The following is a 19,766-nucleotide window of genomic DNA, read 5'->3' as shown; positions in this document are numbered from 1 at the left end:
CGGATTGACGGCAGACGCCCGATCCGGATAGAACTTGAGTGAGGCTTACTCAAGTTTGTTGCTCGGCGGGGATGGAACGCGAGAGCGCGCCCGTCGAGCGGCCACAGGCATCAGGACATCGCAGGAGGGAAAGACACATGGCGCGCACGGTCGGCATCGACCTTGGTACGACCAACTCGGTCGTCGCGGTTCTCGAGGGTGGTGAGCCGACGGTCATCGCCAACTCGGAGGGCGCCCGGACGACTCCGTCCGTCGTCGCCTTCGCCAAGAACGGCGAAGTGCTGACGGGTCAGCCCGCCAAGAACCAGGCCGTCACCAACGTGGACCGCACGATCCGGTCGGTGAAGCGGCACATGGGCTCCGACTGGAAGACCGACGACATCGACGGCAAGAGGTACACGCCGCAGGAGATCAGCGCGCGTGTGCTCATGAAGCTGAAGCGCGACGCGGAGGCGTACCTCGGTGACGAGGTCACCGACGCCGTCATCACCGTGCCCGCGTACTTCGAGGACGCGCAGCGCCAGGCCACCAAGGAGGCCGGCCAGATCGCGGGCCTCAACGTGCTGCGCATCGTCAACGAGCCCACCGCGGCCGCGCTCGCCTACGGCCTGGACAAGGGCGAGAAGGAACAGACCATCCTGGTCTTCGACCTCGGTGGCGGTACGTTCGACGTCTCGCTGCTGGAGATCGCCGAGGGCGTCGTCGAGGTGCGGGCCACCAGCGGTGACAACCACCTCGGTGGCGACGACTGGGACCAGCGCATCGTCGACTGGCTGGTCGAGAAGTTCAAGGCCTCGCACGGCATCGACCTCACCAAGGACCGGATGGCGCTCCAGCGCATCAAGGAAGCCGCCGAGAAGGCCAAGATCGAGCTGTCGAGCTCCACCACGGCCAACATCAACCTGCCGTACATCACGGTGGACGCGGACAAGAACCCGCTGTTCCTCGACGAGACCCTGACGCGGGCCGAGTTCCAGCGCATCACGTCCGACCTGCTGGAGCGCACCAAGGCTCCGTTCAACAACGTCGTGCGTGACGCCGGCATCTCGGTGGGCGACATCGACCACGTGGTGCTCGTGGGTGGCTCGACCCGCATGCCCGCCGTGTCGGACCTCGTGAAGGAGCTCACCGGCGGCAAGGAGCCCAACAAGGGCGTGAACCCGGACGAGGTCGTCGCGCTCGGTGCGTCGCTGCAGGCCGGTGTGCTCAAGGGCGAGGTGAAGGACGTCCTGCTGCTGGACGTCACGCCGCTGTCGCTCGGCATCGAGACCAAGGGCGGCGTGTTCACCAAGCTCATCGAGCGCAACACCACGATCCCCACGAAGCGCTCGGAGGTCTTCTCCACGGCGGAGGACAACCAGCCGTCGGTGCAGATCCAGGTCTTCCAGGGCGAGCGTGAGATCGCGGCCCACAACAAGAAGCTCGGCATGTTCGAGCTGACGGGCATCCCGCCGGCACCGCGCGGCGTGCCGCAGATCGAGGTCACCTTCGACATCGACGCCAACGGCATCGTGCATGTCACCGCGAAGGACCTCGGCACCAACAAGGAACAGTCGATGACCATCACCGGTGGCTCCGCGCTGCCGCAGGAGGACATCGACCAGATGATCAAGGACGCCGAGGCGCACGCGGAGGAGGACCGCAGGCGTCGCGAGGAGGCGGAGACCCGCAACCAGGCCGAGACGCTGGTCTACCAGACCGAGAAGTTCGTCAAGGACAACGACGAGAAGCTGCCCGAGGAGCTCAAGGGCAAGGTCAAGACCGCGATCGACGAGGCCAACGAGACGCTGAAGGGCACCGACACGGCCAAGATCAAGGAGGCGATGGAGAAGCTGAACTCCGCCTCCCAGGAGCTGGCCACCGCGCTGTACGCGAACACGGGTGCCCAGGCGGGCGGTGACGCGGCCGACGGTGCCGCCGGTGCGGCCGGCGCTGCGTCCGACTCCTCGGCGAAGGCCGACGACGTGGTGGATGCCGAGATCGTGGACGAGGACGACAAGGACAAGAAGTGACCGAACGCCAGTCCGAGCGAGCCGACGAGCGGGAACAGGAGCCCTTGGTCGTGCGGGACCGTCGCAAGATCGATCCCGAGACCGGTGAGCTGCGCGCCCAGGACGGCGCCCAGACTGTCGAGGAGGAGGCCCAGGAAGTGCCTGCCGACACGGCGGCGCCCGCGCAGGCGGACGCCGCCGGCGCTGCGGCGGCCGGCCCCGACGTCACCGGTCCGGATGTGTCCGAATTGGAGAAGCAGCTCGAGGAGCGCACCGCGGACCTGCAGCGCGTGCAGGCGGAGTACGCCAACTACCGCCGACGCGTGGAACGCGAGCGCGAGGCCATGACCGAGGGCGGCAAGGCCGCCGTGGTCGGTGACCTGCTGCCCCTGCTCGACGACCTCGAGCGGGCTGACGCGCACGGCGACCTCACCGGCGCGTTCAAGGCCGTGGCCGACAAGTTGATCGGGACCCTGGAGAAGGCCGGGCTCGAACCGTTCGCCGCGGAGGGCGACGAGTTCGACCCGACCGTCCACGAAGCGGTCCAGCACGACACCTCGCCCGAGGTGGACGGTCCGACGGTGACCACCGTGCTGCGGCGCGGTTACCGGTTCGGCGACCGCGTGCTGCGGGCGGCTCTCGTGGGGGTCACGGACCACGAGCCGGCCCCGGCCGAAGCGAGTGAGGAGCAGCCGATCGACCAACCGGTGAACGGTGAGCTGCCGGTCGACAAGGCTGATGAGAACGAGCGCTGACACGAGACCGGAAGGAGGGGACGCCTGATGAGCGCGAGGGAATGGCTCGGTAAGGATTTCTACCGCGAGTTGGGCGTCTCCTCCGACGCCTCCGCCGAGGAGATCAAGAAGGCGTATCGCAAGCTCGCCCGGGAGAACCACCCGGACGCCAACCCCGGCGACGTCGAGGCCGAGAAGAAGTTCAAGGCCGTGTCGGAGGCGTACGGGGTGCTGTCCGACCCGGAGAAGCGCAAGGAGTACGACGAGGCCCGCAGGCTGTTCGGTGCCGGCGCGTCCGGCGGCGGGTTCGGTTTCCCACCGCCCGGTGGCGGAGCCGGTGGGGTCAACCTCGGTGACATCTTCGGCAACGCGGCGGGCGGCAGCGGCGGCTTCGGTGGTCTCGGCGACATGCTCGGCAACCTGTTCGGGCGGCGGGGTGGTGGCACGACCTCGACCGTTCGCGGGCAGCGGGGCGCGGACGTCGAGACCGACGTGCGCATCGACTTCAGCGAGGCCGTCCGCGGTGCCACGCTGCCGTTGCGGCTGTCCAGCCCGGCGACGTGCGGCACGTGCGGCGGCAACGGTGCGCGGCCGGGCACGAGCCCGCGCACCTGTCCGGTGTGCCAGGGCGTCGGCCTGGTGAACCGCAGCCAGGGCGCCTTCGCGTTCTCCGAGCCGTGCCGCGAGTGCCGCGGTCGGGGCTCGGTGATCGACGACCCGTGTCCCGAGTGTGCGGGCGACGGCGTCAGCACCCGCACCCGGACGCTGACCGTTCGGGTGCCGCCCGGCGTGGACGACAACCAGCGCATCCGGTTGGCCGGTCAGGGCGAGCCGGGACGCGGTGGTGCGCCCGCGGGCGACCTGTACGTCCGCGTGCACGTCAACCCGCACCCGGTGTTCGGTCGTTCCGGCAACGACCTGACCGTCACGCTCCCGGTCGACTTCGCCGAGCTCGCGCTGGGCGCGACCGTCACGGTGCCGACTCTGGACTCGAAGGTCACGGTCAGGATCCCGCCGGGCACCGGTAACGGCCGGGTGCTGCGCGTGCGCGGCAAGGGCATCCACAAGCGCGACGGCACGCAGGGCGATCTTCTCGTCACCCTGCAGGTCGCGGTGCCTGGCAAACTGGACGACCAAGCAGCCGAGGCGTTGCGGAAGTACGCCGAGGCGGTCGCGTCGCACGATCCGCGGCCGGAGATCACCGCACTACTGCGCGACAGGGAGTGAGGTTGGCGATGTTCGGTTCAGGTTTCCCCAGCGGGCTGCCCCACGGCGCCGACGAGGACACGCCCGTCTTCGTCATCTCTGTGGCCGCGCAGTTGTCCGGACTGCACGCCCAGACGCTGCGGTCGTACGACCGGCTGGGGCTCGTCAGTCCCGGGCGGACGGCGGGAGGCGGACGTCGCTACTCCATGCGCGACATCGCCCAGCTGCGCGAGGTGCAGCGGCTGTCGCAGGAGGAAGGCGTCAACCTGGCCGGCATCAAGCGGATCATCGAGTTGGAGAACCAGGTCGGTGAGCTGCAGCAGCGGGTCGCCGAGCTGACCGAGGAACTCGCCGCGGCGTACGCGGCGGCGGAGCAGGCGGCCGCCGCCGTGCACGCCTCGTACCGGAAGGACCTGGTGCCGGCCCGCAGGCAGAACGCCCTGGTGGTGTGGCGCCCGGGTCGGACCTGAGCCTCACACGGTGAGGAACGGGTCGTAGACGATCTGGCTCGGGTGCACCCCCGTGCGCAACAGCGCGACCACAGTGGACTCGATCATGCCCGGAGGGCCGGACACCAGGATGTCGTGTTCGGTCCAGGGACCCCAGCGGGTGACGGCCTCGGCCAGCGTTCCGTGTTCGATCTGGGGCGCGGAGGCGGGGTCCTCGACCACCGGCCACACCGTCAGCCAGGGATTGGTGGCGGAGAACGAGTACAGCTGGTCGAGGGCGTAGAGGTCGTCCCAGTGTCGCGCGCCGTAGAACAGGGTCACCTCGGGGTTGTCGACCCAACGGCCGAGGTCGTCGAGGTTCGCCTGCAGCGGTGCCACTCCCGTGCCGCCCGCGATCAGCAGAACCGGGCGGGCGGACTCGCGGTCGACGTGGAGCCGTCCCATCGGGGCGCCGAACTTCCACACGTCGCCGATGCGGGTGTGCCCGACGATCGCGCGCGACACCCAGCCGCCGTCGACGGCGCGGACGTGGAACTCCAGCGAGCCGTCCGCTCTCGGCGCGTTCGCCGGCGAGAGGCAGCGCCACAGGCGGGGCCGTTGCGGCACCTCGACGCTCAGGTACTGTCCGGCCCGGTAGGGGACGGGCTGCTCGAACTCCACGCGCACGAGCGCGAGATCCCAGCTCAGCCGGTGATGCTCGGCCACGGTGCCCAGCCAGAACGGCGGCTCGACTCCGTCGGCGTCGGCCTCCTCCGCCGCCTCCTGCATCGCCCTGGCCACGAGCGTGTACGCCTCCGCCCACGCCCGCTCCACCTCGGGCGTCCACGCCGGACCGAGACTGTGCTTCAGCGCACCGAGCAGGGCGGTGCCCACGGCCTCGTAGTGGTCGGGCCGCAGCCCGAACTTCCGGTGGTCACGGCCCAGCTGCCGCAGCACCGGCACCAGGTCGTCGGGCCGGTGCACCAGCCGGAGCACCCGCAGCAGGGCTCGGACCACGCGCCCGTTCTCGGCCTGCATGCTCACCGGGAAGAAGTCGCGGGCCGACGGCGAGAGGTGGAACAGGAGCCGGTAGAACTCCTGCTCCACCTGATCGCGGTAGGGCGCCGCGTACTGCCAGCTGCGTTCGATGTTCTCGACGAGGTCGGTGACCGCGGGCGGAGCTTCGCGAGGCGGGGCCAGTTCCGGGATGGGACTGATCAGTGTGTCTGTCATCAGCCCGCCTCACAGCGTCCGCGCCGAGCGCGAGTAGTACGCACTGCCACGCAACACCCTGGCTCCTTCTCCACACACGACGAGTTGCCGACCACCGCTAGTCTGCCCGACCCGTCGTGGTTCCCGCTGGTGCAGCGCCGGGACAGCGGACGACCCCCGAAGCCGCCCGCCTCCGACGGAGGTCGGTGGGACGGTCTCGGGGGCCGCTCGTCGAGGGTCGAGGAGCGGTCAGCCCACCTTGTCGGCCTGCGGCGGCTCGACGGTCTTGTCGATCCTCTTGACCTCACCCGAACGCAGCTTCGCGGTGAAGTCCCTGACCTCCCTGCGCACCACCGGCACGAGCAGGTACAGACCGATGATGTTGAACAGGGCCAGCAGGAACAGCACGGCGTCGGCGAAGTCGAGCACGCTGCCGAGGGTCAGCACGCTGCCCGCGACGACGAACAGGCAGAAGATCACCTGGTACACGCGCTCGCTCACGCGGGACTTGCCGAAGAGGAAGCCCCACGCCTTCTGGCCGTAGTAGCCCCAGGTGATCATCGTGGAGATCGCGAAGAGCGCCACGGCGAGCGTGAGGACGTACGGGAACCAGGGCAGCACGGTCGCGAACGACTCGGAGGTGACCGTGACGCCGTCGGCGGTCTCGCCGTTCTGCACGTAGGCGAGCTTGGCGTCCTCCCAGAACTGGGTCTTGGCGATGACGATCGTCAGGGCGGTCATGGTGCAGACGATCACCGTGTCGATGAACGGCTCCAGCAGGGCGACGTAGCCCTCGGTGATCGGGTTCTTGGTCTTGACCGCGGAGTGCGCGATGGGCGCCGAGCCGAGGCCGGCCTCGTTCGAGAACGCCGAGCGCTGGAAGCCGACGATCAGGGCGCCGATGGCACCGCCGACGACGCCTTCGGGGCTGAACGCACCGCCGATGATCTCGCCGAAGGCGGAGGGCACCGAGTCGATGTTGACGAGGATGACGATGAGGCACGCGCTGACGTAGATGATCGCCATCGCGGGCACCAGGCGGCTCGTCACGGCGCCGACGGACTTGATGCCGCCGATGATCACCATGCCGACGATGACGGCGAGGAGCACGCCGAAGACGAACGCCGCACCGTCGCTGCCGAGGAAGCCCTCGGCGCCGCCCGTGACGTCGCGCAGCTGCGCGAAGGTCTGGTTGGCCTGGAACATGTTGCCGCCCGCGAGGGCGAAGAACAGCAGCATGATCGCCGAGAGCACCGCGAGGACCTTGCCGAGTCCGATGCCGAACGCGTTGGGGATGCGTTCGGCGAGGCCCTTGCGCAGGTAGTGCATGGGGCCGCCGGAGACGGTGCCGTCCTCGTGCACCTCGCGGTACTTCACGCCGAGGGTGCACTCGACGAACTTCGTGCACATGCCGAGCAGGCCGGCCACGATCATCCAGAAGGTGGCACCGGCGCCGCCGATGGTGACCGCGACACCGACACCGGCGATGTTGCCGAGACCGACGGTGCCCGAGAGCGCCGAGCTCAACGCCTGGAAGTGGTTGATCTCGCCCGGCTCGGTCTTGTCGGTGTACTTGCCGCGCACGATGTCGACGGCGAGCTTGAACTTGCGGAACTGGACGAAACCGAAGTAGATCGAGAACACCGTGGCCGCGAGGACCAGCCAGGCCACGATCCAGGGGAACGAGATGCTCCCGATGGAGATCTCTCCGAAGACGAATCCGGAGAGGGCGTCGGTGACGGGTTGGAAGACGCTGTTGATGCCTTCCTCGACCGAGCCGAGGAGGCCGCCCTCGGCAGCGAGGACCGTTGTTGTTGTGTCTCCTGTGACGCCTGGTGGGCTCGGCGAGACAGCAACGCTGGTGATGACAGACATGGTCCGGTAGTTGACCCCAAAGGGTGGGCTGTGGCAAGGGTCACGCCGCATCTGTTACCCATTGTTACCGTCAAACTCCACGATCGTGGGTTCTTGAGCGGAACAGACTCAACTTTTCTGACGTTGATGATGTCGAAGACGGTTCTTCGTGAGCACACAGCAGAGGTGAGGGATGGACGCTTTCAACCCGACGACGAAGACGCAGCAGGCGATCTCGTCCGCGGCGCAGGCCGCCACGATGGCGGGTAACCCGGAGATCTCGCCCGCACACCTGTTGGCCGCGCTGCTCGCCCAGACGGACGGGCTCGCCGCTCCCCTGCTCGCGGCGGTGGGGGCGGACGCCGACGCCGTGCGCAAGGAGCTGGAACCGATCACGTCGTCGCTGCCGTCGGCCACCGGAGCGACCGTCTCGTCGCCGCAGTTCGACACCTACGCCGTCAAGTCGTTGACCCACGCGCAGAAGCTGGCCACCGAGCTGGGCGACGAGTACGTCTCCACCGAACACGTGCTCGTGGGCCTGGCCGCCGAGGGAGGGCCGGTCGAGACGCTGCTGAAGCGCCACGGTGCCACGCCGGACGCGCTGCGGGAGGCGTTCACCAAGGTCCGTGGCTCCGCGCGCGTCACCACGCCGGAGCCCGAGGGCACGTACAAGGCGCTGGAGAAGTACGGCGTCGACCTCACGGAGGCGGCTCGGTCGGGGAAACTCGACCCCGTGATCGGCCGCGACTCCGAGATCCGCCGGGTGGTGCAGGTGCTGTCGCGGCGGACCAAGAACAACCCCGTGCTGATCGGCGAGCCCGGTGTCGGCAAGACCGCGATCGTCGAGGGGCTGGCCCAGCGCATCGTGGCGGGTGACGTGCCGGAGTCGTTGCGGGGCAAGCGCGTCGTCTCGCTCGACCTCGGTTCGATGATCGCGGGCGCGAAGTACCGCGGCGAGTTCGAGGAACGGCTCAAGGCCGTGCTGAAGGAGATCAAGGAGTCCGACGGCCAGGTCGTCACCTTCATCGACGAGCTGCACACGATCGTCGGTGCGGGGGCCGCGGGCGGTGGGGACTCCTCGCTCGACGCGGGCAACATGATCAAGCCGATGCTCGCGCGCGGTGAGCTGCGCATGGTCGGTGCCACGACGCTCGACGAGTACCGCGAGCGCATCGAGAAGGACGCCGCGCTGGAGCGGCGGTTCCAGCAGGTGTTCGTGGGCGAGCCGTCGGTCGAGGACGCCGTCGGCATCCTGCGTGGTCTCAAGGAGCGCTACGAGGTCCACCACGGTGTCCGCATCACCGACGCCGCGCTCGTGGCCGCCGCGACGCTGTCCGACCGCTACATCACGGCCCGGTTCCTGCCCGACAAGGCCATCGACCTCGTCGACGAGGCCGCCTCGCGCCTGCGTATGGAGATCGACTCGCGCCCCGTCGAGATCGACGAGGTGGAGCGCGTGGTCCGGCGCATGGAGATCGAGGAGATGGCGCTGTCCAAGGAGGACGATCCGGCGTCGCGGGAACGGCTGGAGGCGCTGCGGGCGGAGCTCGCCGAGCGGCGTGAGGAGCTCAACGCACTGACCGCGCGGTGGCAGAACGAGAAGGGCTCGATCGAGCGCGTCCGCGAGCTCAAGGAGCAGCTGGAGCAGCTGCGCGGCGAGGCCGAGCGGGCGGAGCGGGACGCCGACCTCGGCCGGGCCGCCGAGCTGCGCTACGGCCGCATCCCGGCTCTGGAGAAGGAGTTGGAGGAGGCCACTCGCGCGACGGAGGAGAAGGCCGCCGACGTGATGCTCAAGGAGGAGGTCGGCGCGGACGACGTCGCCGACGTCGTGAGCGCGTGGACGGGCATCCCGGCGGGACGCCTGCTGGAGGGCGAGACCGGCAAGCTGCTGCGAATGGAGGAGGAGCTCACCAAGCGGGTGGTGGGCCAGACCGACGCCGTGAAGGTCGTGTCCGACGCGGTGCGGCGCGCTCGCGCCGGGGTGGCCGACCCGGACCGGCCGACGGGCTCGTTCCTCTTCCTCGGGCCGACGGGTGTCGGCAAGACCGAGCTCGCGAAGGCCCTCGCCGAGTTCCTCTTCGACGACGAGCGAGCCATGTTGCGCATCGACATGAGCGAGTACAGCGAGAAGCACTCGGTCGCCCGGTTGGTGGGCGCCCCGCCCGGCTACGTCGGCTACGACCAGGGCGGCCAGCTCACCGAGTCGGTGCGCAGGCGGCCCTACTCGGTGGTGCTGCTCGACGAGGTCGAGAAGGCGCACCCGGACGTGTTCGACGTGCTGTTGCAGGTGCTCGACGATGGCAGGCTCACCGACGGGCAGGGCCGCACGGTGGACTTCCGCAACACCATCCTGGTGCTGACGTCCAACCTCGGCTCGCAGGCGATCGCGGACCCGACCCTGTCGGACACGCAGCGCCGCGACTCGGTCATGGCCGTGGTGCAGCAGCACTTCAAGCCCGAGTTCCTGAACCGGCTCGACGACATCGTGGTGTTCCACGCGCTGGACACCGAGCAGCTCGGCCGGATCGTCGACATCCAGATCGAGCGGCTGGCGAAGCGGTTGTCGCAGCGCAGGCTCACGCTGGAGGTCACTCCGGCGGCGCGGGAATGGCTCGCGATCACCGGGTACGACCCGATCTACGGCGCCCGGCCGTTGCGCAGGCTGGTGCAGTCGGCGATTGGTGACCAGCTGGCGAAGAAGCTGCTGGCCGGCGAGGTGCGTGACGGCGACACGGTGCGGGTCGACACGCCCGAGCTCGACACCGGTGGGGACGTTCTCGAGGTCTCGCGCGTCGAATGATCGAAAATGCTCCGAACGGGTGCGGCCGACACGGCCCGGTGATCTTGGTCGGCGGGCCGTGACGGCTACCCTGTATCGCCGTGGGTATTCCAGCGTGGATCTGGTTCGTCATCGCCGCCGTCGCCGCGGTGGCCGGGCTCGCCCTGCTGACCGCCGACCGGGCGCGGGAGAGTTCGCGTAACCGCGAGCGCGCACGCTGGGCGGAGCTGCGGGGCTGGCAGTACGTCGAGGAGGACGAACGGCTGCCCCGCCAGTGGGCCGGCGGTGCGATCGGCTACTTCGGGGCGCAGGGTGCCGTGAACGTCGTCGCGGGCTCCACCTTCACGTCCGACGGTCGTCGCCCGGTGTTCGTGTTCGACATCGAGGCCGACAACGTCATCCCCGCGGTCATCGTGGCCGTGCGGTGCAACCGGGTGCACCCGGTGCTGCTGGAGCTGTGGCTGGCGAGCGTGCCGTTCCAGCGTGCGGAGATGCCCGAGCTGCTGGGGCCGGTGGGCCAGCGGTACGCCTTCGCCGACGACCTGACCGCGGCGCGCGCGATGATCAGCCAGGATCTCGTGGACTCCGCCGACGCGCTGGGCGGAGACGTCGGCGTCGCGTGGCTGGAGGGCGAGTGGGTGCTCGCCAGCGTCGCGCCGAACGTGGGTCCGTCGAGGTTGGAGCGGTTGCTGCGCGACCTCGGTGAGATCGCCGACATCGTCGACCCGTTCGACGACGAGGTGGTGCAGCCGAGTCTCGCGAGTGGAGCGTCCACCTCCGACACGGCCGAGGACGCTGCTCGGGACTAGACGCGGCGGGGTCGCCCTCGGTGGACGGCCGAGGGCGCCTCGTGGATCGGGCTCAGCCGAGTTCGAGGGTGCCCGACAGATGCACGCGATCGTCGTGCGGTGGGTCGACCACCTCGCGCGGCTCGGCCACGGTGAACGGCGCGAGCGGTGGCGGTGCTTCCGTGCGGGACTGGCCGAGAGGTTCCTGCCACGGTCCCGCGACGCCGTGCAGGTCGGAGTCGGCCTCGACTCCGGACAGATCGAGAATGCCGGTGAACCGGCCCTCGTCCCGGATGGACAGTTCCCGGTAGATCAGCGTGTGCTCGACCGGTTGGGAGCCCGCGGCGACACCCTCCGCATAGGAGTGCGGGTCGACGTCCGCGTCCGGCGGTTCGGGCGAAGCGGACGATCCGGCACCGTCCAGGGCCGCCGTGAAGCCGCGAACGAACGACAGGTAGTCGATCTCAGCGTTCTCCATGTGGCGTCATTCCTCGCACCGGCGCAGGCCCGCGGTCACTCCGGTCGAAAGATACTGCCTGCGTTCCGCCGCGTGCTCCCCAGGGCGGTAGTTTGGGATCATGCCCGTCGCGTTGATCACAGGAGCCACCGCCGGTATCGGATCGGCGTTCGCGCGCAAGCTCGCGTCGCAGCACTACGACCTCGTGCTGGTCGCCCGCAACGAGGCGCGGCTGGCCGAGCAGGCGCAACGGCTGCGGGACGCTCACGGCGTCAGCGTGGAGGTCCTCCCCGCCGACCTGTCGACCCGCGACGGCATGGCCGCGGTGGAGCGGCGGCTCGCCGATCCCGGCGTGCACATGCTGGTCAACAACGCGGGTCTGGGGCTCTCGGGTGAGTTCTGGACGGCGTCGATGGACGAGCTGCAGCACCAGCTCGACGTCAACGTCACGGCCGTGCTGCGCCTGACGAGGGCGGCGTTGCCGGTCATGCGCGAACGGGGGTCGGGCGCGATCGTCAACATCTCCAGCGTCGCCGGGTTCTTCTCCGGGCGGGGCTCCACCTACACGGCGAGCAAGGCGTGGGTGACGTCGTTCTCCGACGGCCTGGCCTCGGCCCTGCACGGGTCCGGCGTGCGGGTGCTGGCGGTGTGCCCGGGCTTCACCCACACGGAGTTCCACGAGCGCGCCAGCTTGGAGAAGGCGGGCCCGAAGGCGTTCTGGCTGTCCGCCGACCGCGTGGTGGACGAGGCCCTGTCCGACCTGCGCCGGGGCCGGGTGATCTCGGTGCCGACCAGGCGCTACAAGGCCGTGGTCGCGATCGGCCGGTTGCTGCCGAGGGAGCTGGTCCGCAGGCTCGGCGGCCGGTTCGCGGGACGCGACCGGACCTGAGCCAGACCCCGCCCGGAAAACGGGTCGTGTCAGACTTGGTGTCCGTGGCGAACCCTTCCCCTTCCCTCGATCCCGCAGCGAAGATCGAACTCGCTCGCCTGGTCAGCGAGCTCTGTGTCGTGCACGGCAAGGTGACTCTGGCCTCCGGGGTGGAGGCCGACTACTACATCGACGTGCGCCGAGCGACCCTGCATCACCGGGCGGCTCCCCTGATCGGCAGGCTGCTGCGGCAGCTCACGTCGGACTGGGAGTTCGTGGCCGTGGGCGGGCTCACCCTGGGCGCCGATCCCGTGGCCACCGCGATGCTGCACTCGGCCGCGGCCGACGGCGTGGTCCTCGACGCCTTCGTGGTGCGCAAGTCGCTCAAGGAGCACGGCATGCAGCGACGCATCGAGGGCATGGAGGTGGCGGGCCAGCGGGTGCTGGCGGTGGAGGACACGTCGACCACCGGCGGGAGCGTGCTCACCGCCGTCGACGCCCTCCACGAGGCGGGCGCCACCGTCGTCGGTGTGGCGACCGTGGTCGACCGGGGAACCGGCGCCCGGGAGGCGATCGAGGCCCGAGGCCTGCCGTACCGGTACCTGCTCGACCTCGACGACCTCGGACTGTAGTCGGCGCAGCGCCGCCGCAGGGTCTCTCTTCGATCTCTTTACCCGTCCCCACCTGCCCGTGTCGGAGTACCGTTGCCCCTGACCAGGGGGAGTCGACACGGGCAGGTGGCCGATGCTGGGGTTTCTCACGACGCTGACGACGGGTGTCCACTTTCTGGCTCTGCTCTACATCGGCCTCGGCGGTTTCCTCGCGTGGGTTCGGCCGAGGGCGATCTACGTGCACCTCGTCTTCGCGTTGTGGGGCGTCGCGGTGAACGTGCTGCCGCTGTCCTGCCCGCTGACGGAGTTGGAGGACCACCTGCGCGGGCTGCAGGGGCTGGGTCCGCTGCCCGGCGGGTTCAACGAGTACTACATCTACGACGTCCTGTTCCCGCGTGAGGCGCTGCCGGTGGTGGGTGTGGGCGCGTTGGCGCTCGTGGCGTTCTCCTACCTCGGCGCGTATCTGCGTTGGCGGGCCCGCAGCGCCGCCGAGTCGTCGGACGCGAGCACAATGGCGGGGTGAACGGCCGGACGATCCAGGACTCGACACCCGCGCGCGAGCAGTCGGCGGACGCGGTGGGACCCACGGAGTGGACCCATCGGGACGACGTGGGCGTGGGCCCGTGGGAAGGCCCGTGGCCCACGGACGACCGGTACGACCCCGAGCTGCTCGAACACGGTGATCGCCGCAACGTCGTCGACGCCTACCGCTACTGGCGGCGCGAGGCGATCGTGGCGGACATGGATGCGCGCAGGCATCCCTTCCACGTCGCGATCGAGAACTTCCAGCACGACCACAACATCGGCACGGTGGTCCGTACCGCCAACGCGTTCGCCGCGAAGGCGGTGCACATCGTGGGCAAGAAGCGGTGGAACCGGCGTGGGGCGATGGTCACCGACCGCTACCAGCACCTGCACCACCATGCCGAGGTGTCCGGACTCGTGGAGTTCGCCACCGAGCACGGGCTGGCGGTCGTGGCCGTGGACAACACGCCCGGCGCGCAGCCGATCGAAACGGTGCGCCTGCCCCGGGAGTGCGTGCTGCTGTTCGGGCAGGAGGGTCCGGGGTTGTCGGAGGACGCGCAGCGGGCGGCCTCGTTCGTGGTGTCGATCGCGCAGTTCGGGACGACCCGCTCGATCAACGCGGGAGTCGCGGCGGGCATCGTGATGCACGCCTGGGTGCGCCAGCACGCCGACCTGTCGGCGTCCTGGTGAGGTCCTGGTGACGCGCGGGCACTACGGCAGCGGCGGTGGGCAGCCGCACGACTGTCGATGGCGCAGCGTGGGCGCGAGCCGCACGGTCTCGGGTTCGCGATCCGGGTCGCGCAGGCGGTTCAGTAGGAGCCGGACGGCCGCTCTGCCGATTTCGGCCACCGGCTGCGCCATGGTGGTCAGCGGTGGTTCGACGAGCTCGGCCCACTCCGGGTCGTCGTAGCCGGCGACGGCGAGGTCGATGCCGATGCGCAGGTATCGCCGCCTGGCCTCGTGGAGCACGCCCACCATCATGGCGTCGTTGGCGACCACCACGGCCGTCACGGGGTCGGGGAGGTCCAGGAGCCTGCCGAGGGCCTCGCCGCCTCGGCGCCGTTCCGAGTCCCCGCAGGCCACGAGCTCGGGGTTCCAGGGCAGCCCCGCCCGACCGAGGCCGAGCCGGTAGCCGAGGGTGCGTTCGTCGCTCGTCGCCAGTCCCGGGGCGCCGCTGACGAGCCCGATGCGGCGGTGGCCGTGCGCGGCGAGATGCTGGGTGAGGGCGGACGTGGCCTGGATGTTCTCCGCACCGACCTGGTCGTGGTGCGACCGCGGGCTGAGCCGGTCGACGAGCACGGTGGGGGTGCCCACCGCCTCCAGCTCGGAGAGCACCGACGCGTCGCCCGGCACGGGCGTGAGGAGGAGGCCCTCGACGCGCCGGGCGCGCAGTGCCCGCACGATGTCCTGCTCGGTCCCCACGGTGTCGTGCGTGTCGGACAGCAGGACCGTGTACCCCGCTTCCGCGGCCTCGCGTTCGATGGCCTGGATGAGCGTCGCGAAGTACGGGTTGGCCAGCAGCGAGATCGCCACGCCGATCGTGCGGGTGCCACCCGTGACGAGGGAGCGTGCGATGACGTCGGAGGTGTAGCCGGTGCGGGCGACGGCGTCGAGGACGGCGGCGCGCGTCTCCGGCGCGACCTGCCGGGTGCCGTTGACCACGTGCGAGACCGTGGTGATGGAGACTCCGGCGAGCTCGGCGATGTCGCGTTGGGTGGGTCTTCGGGGCGGCGGCATGGTGCACCTCTCCTGGTCCCGGTCGTCTCTTCGCACCGCCAAGCGTTTGCGCAAACGCTTGCCGCCACCCTAACCGTTGCTTACCGTGCGTGGCAGGAACTCGAGGGTGGGAGGCATGTCCGGAAGTGAGCGTGCTGCTGGCCGGCCTGTGCACGGTCGATCTCGTCCAGCGCGTGCGACACCTGCCCGAGCCCGGCGAGAAGGTGCAGTCCGGCAGTGTGGAGGTGGCCGCGGGCGGCCCCGCGACCAACGCGGCGGTCACCGTCGCCGCGCTCGGTCAGGAGGCGCTGCTGCTCACGGTGCTCGGCCGCCACCCGTTGGCCGAGCTCGCCCGTGCCGACCTCGCCGAGTGCGGGGTCACCGTGCTCGACGCGCGGCCCGGGTGGGACGCACCGCCACCGATCAGCTCGGTCACCGTGCGTGAGCACGACGGCGAGCGCACCGTCGTCTCGCACAACGCGGCGTCGTTCGACGAGGAGGTCCTCGCCGACGTCGACCTCAACGCCGATCCGGCGGTGCGAGCCCGGCGGCCCGACGCCGTGCTGCTCGACGGACACCACCCGGCGCTCGCCCTCGCCGCCGCGCGCTGGGCGCGTCGCCACGACCGTCCCGTCGTGGTGGACGCGGGCAGCTGGAAACCCGTGTTCGCCGACGTGTTCCCCCTCGCCGACGTGGTGGCCTGCTCGGCGCTGTTCACGGCACCGCAGGGCGTGCTGGACGACGTCGGAGTCGTGGTCACGACGGCGGGTCCCGAGCCTGTTCGCTGGCGCGGCCCGCACGGCTCCGGCACCGTCGCCGTGCCGGAGGTCGACGCACGGGACACTCTGGGGGCGGGTGACGTGTGGCACGGAGCGTTCGTGTCTCGGCTCGCGCGCGGCGGACGCGGTGAGCGCGTAGGAAGCGACCACCGGGATCGCCTCACCGAGGACATCGAGTTCGCCAACGCCGTGGCCGCGGAGCGGGTGCGGCACGTGGGGCCCCGGAGCTGGATCGGCCCGGTCAGGGCAATGATGGGAGAGAGATGACGTCGTTCGAGGAACTGCTGGACCGGGCGCACGCGCTGGTGGATCGCGGCGAGCGCACCCTGCTGGGGATCGCGGGTGCGCCCGCGTCGGGCAAGACCACGCTCGCGTGGCGGCTGGCCGACGCGCTGGGCGCCCACGCCGTCGTGGTGGGCATGGACGGTTTCCACCTCGCGCAGGTGGAGCTCAACCGGCTCGGCCGCACCGACCGCAAGGGCGCTCCCGACACGTTCGACGCCCATGGCTACGTGCACCTCGTGCGGCGTCTCGCGGCGGGTGAGGAGCCGGTGTACGCGCCCGAGTTCCGCAGGGAGATCGAGGAGCCCATCGCGGGTGCGGTGCCGGTGCTGCCCTACGTGCGTCTGGTGATCACCGAAGGCAACTACCTGCTGCTCGACACCGAGCCCTGGAACGAGTTGCGGTCGTTGCTCGACGAGGCGTGGTTCCTCGAACCGGACGAGGACGACCGCATCGCCCGGCTCGTGACCCGGCACCGCAAGTTCGGGCGGTCGCTGGTGGAGGCTCAGCAGCGGGCCCGCGGTTCGGACCAGCGCAACGCCGATCTCATCGCTCCCACGGCCACCCGCGCCGACCTCGTGATCAAGGACATGGAGCTGCCGCACTTCGCGGTGTGACGCCGCCGGGCCCGGTCCGCCCGCGCGGCGGTCAGGCGCTCGCGGCCTCGGCCTCGTCGTCCACGGGTTTGCGCATCTCCTGGCGGTAGCGCCAGGCGCCGTAGGCGGTCCCGACCACGAAGAACGCGACACTGCCCCACACCAGGGCGGAGTTCAGCCACGGGATCGAGTTGATCAGGCCGGCGGCGTAGTAGCCGAGGAGCACGAGGGTGGGCACCCACAGGACCGCGCCCGCGGCGGTGGCGAGCATGAAGCGTCGCGAGTTCATGCCCGCCGCTCCCGCGATCAGGGGCGCCAGGGTGCGGACCCACGGGATCCAGCGCGCGGCCACGATGGCGAGGAAGCCTTTGCGATCGAGGAACGACTTGGCGCGGTCGAGATTGGCCTGGTTGAGCATTCTGCCGCCGCGCCGGGCGATGAACCTGGTCCCGGTCTGCTGCCCCACGTAGTAGCCGACCTGGTTGCCGACGACCGCGGTGACGAGTGCGACCCCGGACAGTGCCCACGCCTGGCCCTCGACGTCGTGCTGCGCGAGCACCACTCCCGCCGCGAACAGCAGGGAGTCGCCCGGCAGGAAGAGTCCCACGATCAGCGCGCACTCGATGAACACGAAGCTGAGGACGATGAGCCACACCAACAGCGGTCCTGCCGTCGACAGCCAGTCGAGTCCGACCGCCGTGGCTTCGGCCTTCACTGCATCCACGTCGGCAGCGTACGTGCCGGGCCGACGCCGTGGTGCTCCCGTGCCGACATCGACACCGGAGCAGTTCCGGGTCGTCACGCGGGGGCGAAGGTGTCGGTGGCGAGAGTGAGCCCTGGTCCGGTCCTCGCCGTGCGGCCGGAGCGGGCTCAGACCTCGTCGGTGCTGTGCTCGTGCTCGGGGCGGGGTGGTGCGGCCAGCGGGTCGCACGTCTCGATGCGGTCGTTCAGTCGGCGCAGCAACACGTTCACCGCGAGCCGGTCCTCGTCCGACCACTCGTCGAGGACCCATTCCAGCCAGTGGTTCAGTCGCTCGCGATTGGTCTCGAACACGCGCCGTCCCTCGGAAGTGGCCGCCAGCAGCGACGCGCGCCGGTCGCCGGGGTCGGCGAGGCGTTCCACGAGCCCGTGGTCGACCAGCGTGCTGCTCTGCCTGCTGATCGTCGAGATGTCGGAGTGCAGCATCTCCGCGAGCTGACTCGTGCGCTGCGGTCCTCGGTCGATGAGGTGGAACAGGATCGCGTAGGCCGCGCGCTCCACGCTGTCCGGGCCCACCTTCGTCATGCGCGACTTGGCGCGGGCGGTCAGCCGGACGAGACGGACCAGCTGCGCGGCCACCTGGTCGGTGCTGCCGTGGGGCGCGTCGTCGGAGTGGGGGAGCTGCGCAGGCATGGATTCTTCCGCCGAGATGGTTGTGGGAGGCAAGCGTCATCGGCAACGATCCCGGCGTCGGCGCGCGCCCGGCAAGTGATTCACCTGTGAGGAGTAGCACCAACGGCTGGTCCCCGCAGGTGGGTGAAGGATTTACCAGTCACCCGCTAGCGTGAGTGCATGAGCAACGCCCTTCTCGATCGGCTGCGTGCCGACCTCGGCGACGCGGCCGTGGTGACGGACCCCGACGTCATGGCGACCTACTCGCGCGATCAGATGCCGCTCGCTCCCGCGGGCACGCCGCTGGCCGTGGTCCTGCCCGACGACGTCGAGGGTGTCCGGGCGGCGGTGCGCGCGTGCGCGGAGGCCCGCGTGCCCGTGGTTCCCCGAGGTGCCGGCAGCGGGCTCTCCGGGGCGGCCAACGCCATCGACGGCTGCGTCGTGCTCGTCACCACCAAGCTCGACCGGATCGTCGAGGTCGATCCCGACAACCGCCTCGCCGTCGTGCAGCCGGGGGTGGTGAACCAGGCCCTGCGGGACGCCGTCGCCAAGCACGGGCTGTTCTACCCGCCCGACCCGTCGAGCTACGACTGGTGCACCATCGGCGGCAACCTCGCCACGAACGCGGGCGGTCTCTGCTGTGTCAAGTACGGCGTCACGGCCGACTTCGTGCTGGGCCTGGAGGTCGTGCTGGCCGACGGGTCGGTGTTGCGCACGGGGCGGCGCACGGTCAAGGGTGTCGCCGGGTACGACCTGACGCGCCTGTTCGTCGGCAGCGAGGGAACGCTGGGGATCATCACCGAGGCCACCCTGTCGCTGCGTCCTCTCCCGCAGGCTCCGGCCACGCTGGTGGCCGCGTTCCCCTCGGCTGCCACGGCCGGGGAGGCCGTGAGCGGCATCGTGCGCGAGGGGCTCGTGCCGTCGCTGATGGAGATCATGGACGCGGCCACGATCGACGCCGTGCAGACGTACCTGCGCACCGACCTCGGCACCGGGTCGGAACACGGGACGCTGCTGCTGTGCCAGTCCGACACGGGTGGTGCGCAGGCCGCTGCCGAACTGGCGGCCGTCGAACGCCTCTGCCGCGACGCGGGTGCGGAGATGACCTACCACACCGACGACGCCGTCGAGGGCGATCTGCTCATGCGGGCCCGCAGGGTGGCGCTCACCGCGCTGGAGAGCCGGGGGTCGTGCATGACCGACGACGTGTGCGTGCCGAGGACCCGCATCGCCGAGCTCGTCACCGGCTGCGAGCGGATCGCCGAGGAGGTCGGCCTGACCGTGGCGGTCGTGGGCCACGCGGGCGACGGCAACATGCACCCGACGGTCGTCTACGACGCCGCGGCCGAAGGCGAGTTCGAGCGTGCCAAGCGCGCGTTCGACGCGATCCTGGAACTCGGCCTGTCGCTCGGCGGCACGGTGACCGGTGAACACGGCGTGGGCAAGTTCAAGCAGGAGTGGTTGAGGCGGGAGATCGGTCCGGTCGGCATCGACGTCCACCGGCGGCTCAAGCGCGCCCTCGATCCCGAGAACCTGTTCAACCCGGGGTCGATGTTCTCGCCGTGACGC

19 protein-coding genes are annotated in these 19,766 nt (G+C 70.2%); 13 read left to right on the top strand and 6 right to left on the bottom strand.

Features of this window, described 5'->3' with window-relative positions; all coding sequences use genetic code 11:
* The first annotated feature begins 137 nt into the window (after positions 1-137).
* From dnaK to SACAZDRAFT_RS12800, 4 genes are read left to right on the top strand one after another with little or no spacing between them, the layout of a single operon-like run.
* Positions 138-2,012, top strand: a complete 1,875-nt coding sequence (gene dnaK, locus SACAZDRAFT_RS12815; RefSeq protein WP_005442287.1) for a molecular chaperone DnaK — start codon at positions 138-140, stop codon at positions 2,010-2,012.
* Positions 2,009-2,746: a nucleotide exchange factor GrpE gene (gene grpE, locus SACAZDRAFT_RS12810; protein WP_005442279.1), complete on the top strand. Its 738-nt coding sequence runs from the start codon at positions 2,009-2,011 to the stop codon at positions 2,744-2,746. Before dnaK ends, grpE begins: the two co-directional genes overlap by 4 nt.
* A 27-nt stretch (positions 2,747-2,773) precedes the next feature.
* Positions 2,774-3,952, top strand: coding sequence for a molecular chaperone DnaJ (dnaJ, locus tag SACAZDRAFT_RS12805; protein ID WP_005442277.1), 1,179 nt, complete (start codon positions 2,774-2,776; stop codon positions 3,950-3,952).
* Between the two features lie 8 nt (positions 3,953-3,960).
* Positions 3,961-4,401: a heat shock protein transcriptional repressor HspR gene (locus tag SACAZDRAFT_RS12800; protein ID WP_005442276.1), complete on the top strand. Its 441-nt coding sequence runs from the start codon at positions 3,961-3,963 to the stop codon at positions 4,399-4,401.
* A gap of 3 nt (positions 4,402-4,404) precedes the next feature.
* Here the strand turns inward: SACAZDRAFT_RS12800 and SACAZDRAFT_RS12795 are convergent, their stop codons facing one another.
* Together SACAZDRAFT_RS12795 and SACAZDRAFT_RS12790 are read right to left on the bottom strand one after the other, a co-directional pair.
* Positions 4,405-5,592, bottom strand: coding sequence for an FAD-binding oxidoreductase (locus SACAZDRAFT_RS12795; RefSeq protein WP_005442274.1), 1,188 nt, complete (start codon positions 5,590-5,592; stop codon positions 4,405-4,407).
* A 228-nt stretch (positions 5,593-5,820) separates the two neighbouring features.
* Positions 5,821-7,446 carry an alanine/glycine:cation symporter family protein gene (locus SACAZDRAFT_RS12790; RefSeq protein ID WP_005442272.1) on the bottom strand — a complete coding sequence of 542 codons (1,626 nt, stop codon included), beginning with the start codon at positions 7,444-7,446 and terminating at the stop codon, positions 5,821-5,823.
* A 172-nt stretch (positions 7,447-7,618) separates the two neighbouring features.
* Here SACAZDRAFT_RS12790 and clpB point away from each other — a divergent pair, with 172 nt between their 5' ends.
* Complete coding sequence (clpB, locus tag SACAZDRAFT_RS12785; RefSeq protein WP_005442270.1) at positions 7,619-10,225, top strand: ATP-dependent chaperone ClpB; 2,607 nt, start codon at positions 7,619-7,621, stop codon at positions 10,223-10,225.
* An 80-nt stretch (positions 10,226-10,305) separates the two neighbouring features.
* The gene (locus SACAZDRAFT_RS12780; protein ID WP_005442268.1) at positions 10,306-11,013 is read left to right on the top strand and encodes a type III secretion system chaperone family protein; all 708 of its coding nucleotides are present in this window, start codon (positions 10,306-10,308) and stop codon (positions 11,011-11,013) included.
* 52 nt (positions 11,014-11,065) lie between these two features.
* On the opposite strand, the gene SACAZDRAFT_RS12775 is transcribed toward SACAZDRAFT_RS12780, so the two are convergent.
* Positions 11,066-11,470: a hypothetical protein gene (locus SACAZDRAFT_RS12775; protein ID WP_005442266.1), complete on the bottom strand. Its 405-nt coding sequence runs from the start codon at positions 11,468-11,470 to the stop codon at positions 11,066-11,068.
* A gap of 100 nt (positions 11,471-11,570) precedes the next feature.
* Between SACAZDRAFT_RS12775 and SACAZDRAFT_RS12770 the strand changes: the two genes are divergently transcribed.
* The 4 genes from SACAZDRAFT_RS12770 to SACAZDRAFT_RS12755 all read left to right on the top strand — a co-directional run bounded on the left by SACAZDRAFT_RS12770 (position 11,571) and on the right by SACAZDRAFT_RS12755 (position 14,143).
* A complete protein-coding gene (locus tag SACAZDRAFT_RS12770; RefSeq protein ID WP_005442258.1) occupies positions 11,571-12,338 on the top strand; it encodes an SDR family NAD(P)-dependent oxidoreductase in 768 nt (255 codons plus the stop codon).
* Positions 12,339-12,364: 26 nt separating this feature from the next.
* Complete coding sequence (pyrE, locus tag SACAZDRAFT_RS12765; RefSeq protein WP_005442255.1) at positions 12,365-12,949, top strand: orotate phosphoribosyltransferase; 585 nt, start codon at positions 12,365-12,367, stop codon at positions 12,947-12,949.
* 112 nt (positions 12,950-13,061) lie between these two features.
* Complete coding sequence (locus SACAZDRAFT_RS12760; protein ID WP_005442247.1) at positions 13,062-13,451, top strand: DUF2784 domain-containing protein; 390 nt, start codon at positions 13,062-13,064, stop codon at positions 13,449-13,451.
* Positions 13,448-14,143, top strand: a complete 696-nt coding sequence (locus SACAZDRAFT_RS12755) for a TrmH family RNA methyltransferase (RefSeq protein ID WP_005442246.1) — start codon at positions 13,448-13,450, stop codon at positions 14,141-14,143. The genes SACAZDRAFT_RS12760 and SACAZDRAFT_RS12755 overlap by 4 nt, the downstream gene beginning before the upstream one ends.
* Positions 14,144-14,164: 21 nt before the next feature.
* Here the strand turns inward: SACAZDRAFT_RS12755 and SACAZDRAFT_RS12750 are convergent, their stop codons facing one another.
* The gene (locus tag SACAZDRAFT_RS12750) at positions 14,165-15,190 is read right to left on the bottom strand and encodes a LacI family DNA-binding transcriptional regulator (protein ID WP_005442244.1); all 1,026 of its coding nucleotides are present in this window, start codon (positions 15,188-15,190) and stop codon (positions 14,165-14,167) included.
* 125 nt (positions 15,191-15,315) lie between these two features.
* On the opposite strand from SACAZDRAFT_RS12750, the gene SACAZDRAFT_RS12745 reads away from it, so the two are divergent.
* On the top strand, positions 15,316-16,215 hold the full coding sequence (locus SACAZDRAFT_RS12745; RefSeq protein ID WP_005442242.1) for a PfkB family carbohydrate kinase: 900 nt from the start codon (positions 15,316-15,318) through the stop codon (positions 16,213-16,215).
* Positions 16,212-16,847 (top strand): nucleoside/nucleotide kinase family protein, encoded by a 636-nt coding sequence (locus tag SACAZDRAFT_RS12740; protein WP_005442239.1) that lies wholly within the window; start codon positions 16,212-16,214, stop codon positions 16,845-16,847. Before SACAZDRAFT_RS12745 ends, SACAZDRAFT_RS12740 begins: the two co-directional genes overlap by 4 nt.
* Positions 16,848-16,878: 31 nt before the next feature.
* On the opposite strand, the gene SACAZDRAFT_RS12735 is transcribed toward SACAZDRAFT_RS12740, so the two are convergent.
* Both SACAZDRAFT_RS12735 and SACAZDRAFT_RS12730 read right to left on the bottom strand, forming a co-directional pair.
* Positions 16,879-17,550, bottom strand: a complete 672-nt coding sequence (locus tag SACAZDRAFT_RS12735; RefSeq protein WP_176662517.1) for a DedA family protein — start codon at positions 17,548-17,550, stop codon at positions 16,879-16,881.
* A 146-nt stretch (positions 17,551-17,696) separates the two neighbouring features.
* Positions 17,697-18,218, bottom strand: coding sequence for a MarR family winged helix-turn-helix transcriptional regulator (locus tag SACAZDRAFT_RS12730; protein ID WP_005442236.1), 522 nt, complete (start codon positions 18,216-18,218; stop codon positions 17,697-17,699).
* Positions 18,219-18,377: 159 nt separating this feature from the next.
* Here SACAZDRAFT_RS12730 and SACAZDRAFT_RS12725 point away from each other — a divergent pair, with 159 nt between their 5' ends.
* Positions 18,378-19,763 carry an FAD-binding oxidoreductase gene (locus SACAZDRAFT_RS12725; RefSeq protein WP_005442234.1) on the top strand — a complete coding sequence of 462 codons (1,386 nt, stop codon included), beginning with the start codon at positions 18,378-18,380 and terminating at the stop codon, positions 19,761-19,763.
* The last annotated feature ends 3 nt before the right edge of the window (positions 19,764-19,766 follow it).

Source organism: Saccharomonospora azurea NA-128, assembly GCF_000231055.2.
GTDB lineage: Bacteria > Actinomycetota > Actinomycetes > Mycobacteriales > Pseudonocardiaceae > Saccharomonospora > Saccharomonospora azurea.
The sequence above is the reverse complement of the archived record's forward strand: the minus strand, read 5'-3'. Positions and strand labels throughout refer to the sequence as shown.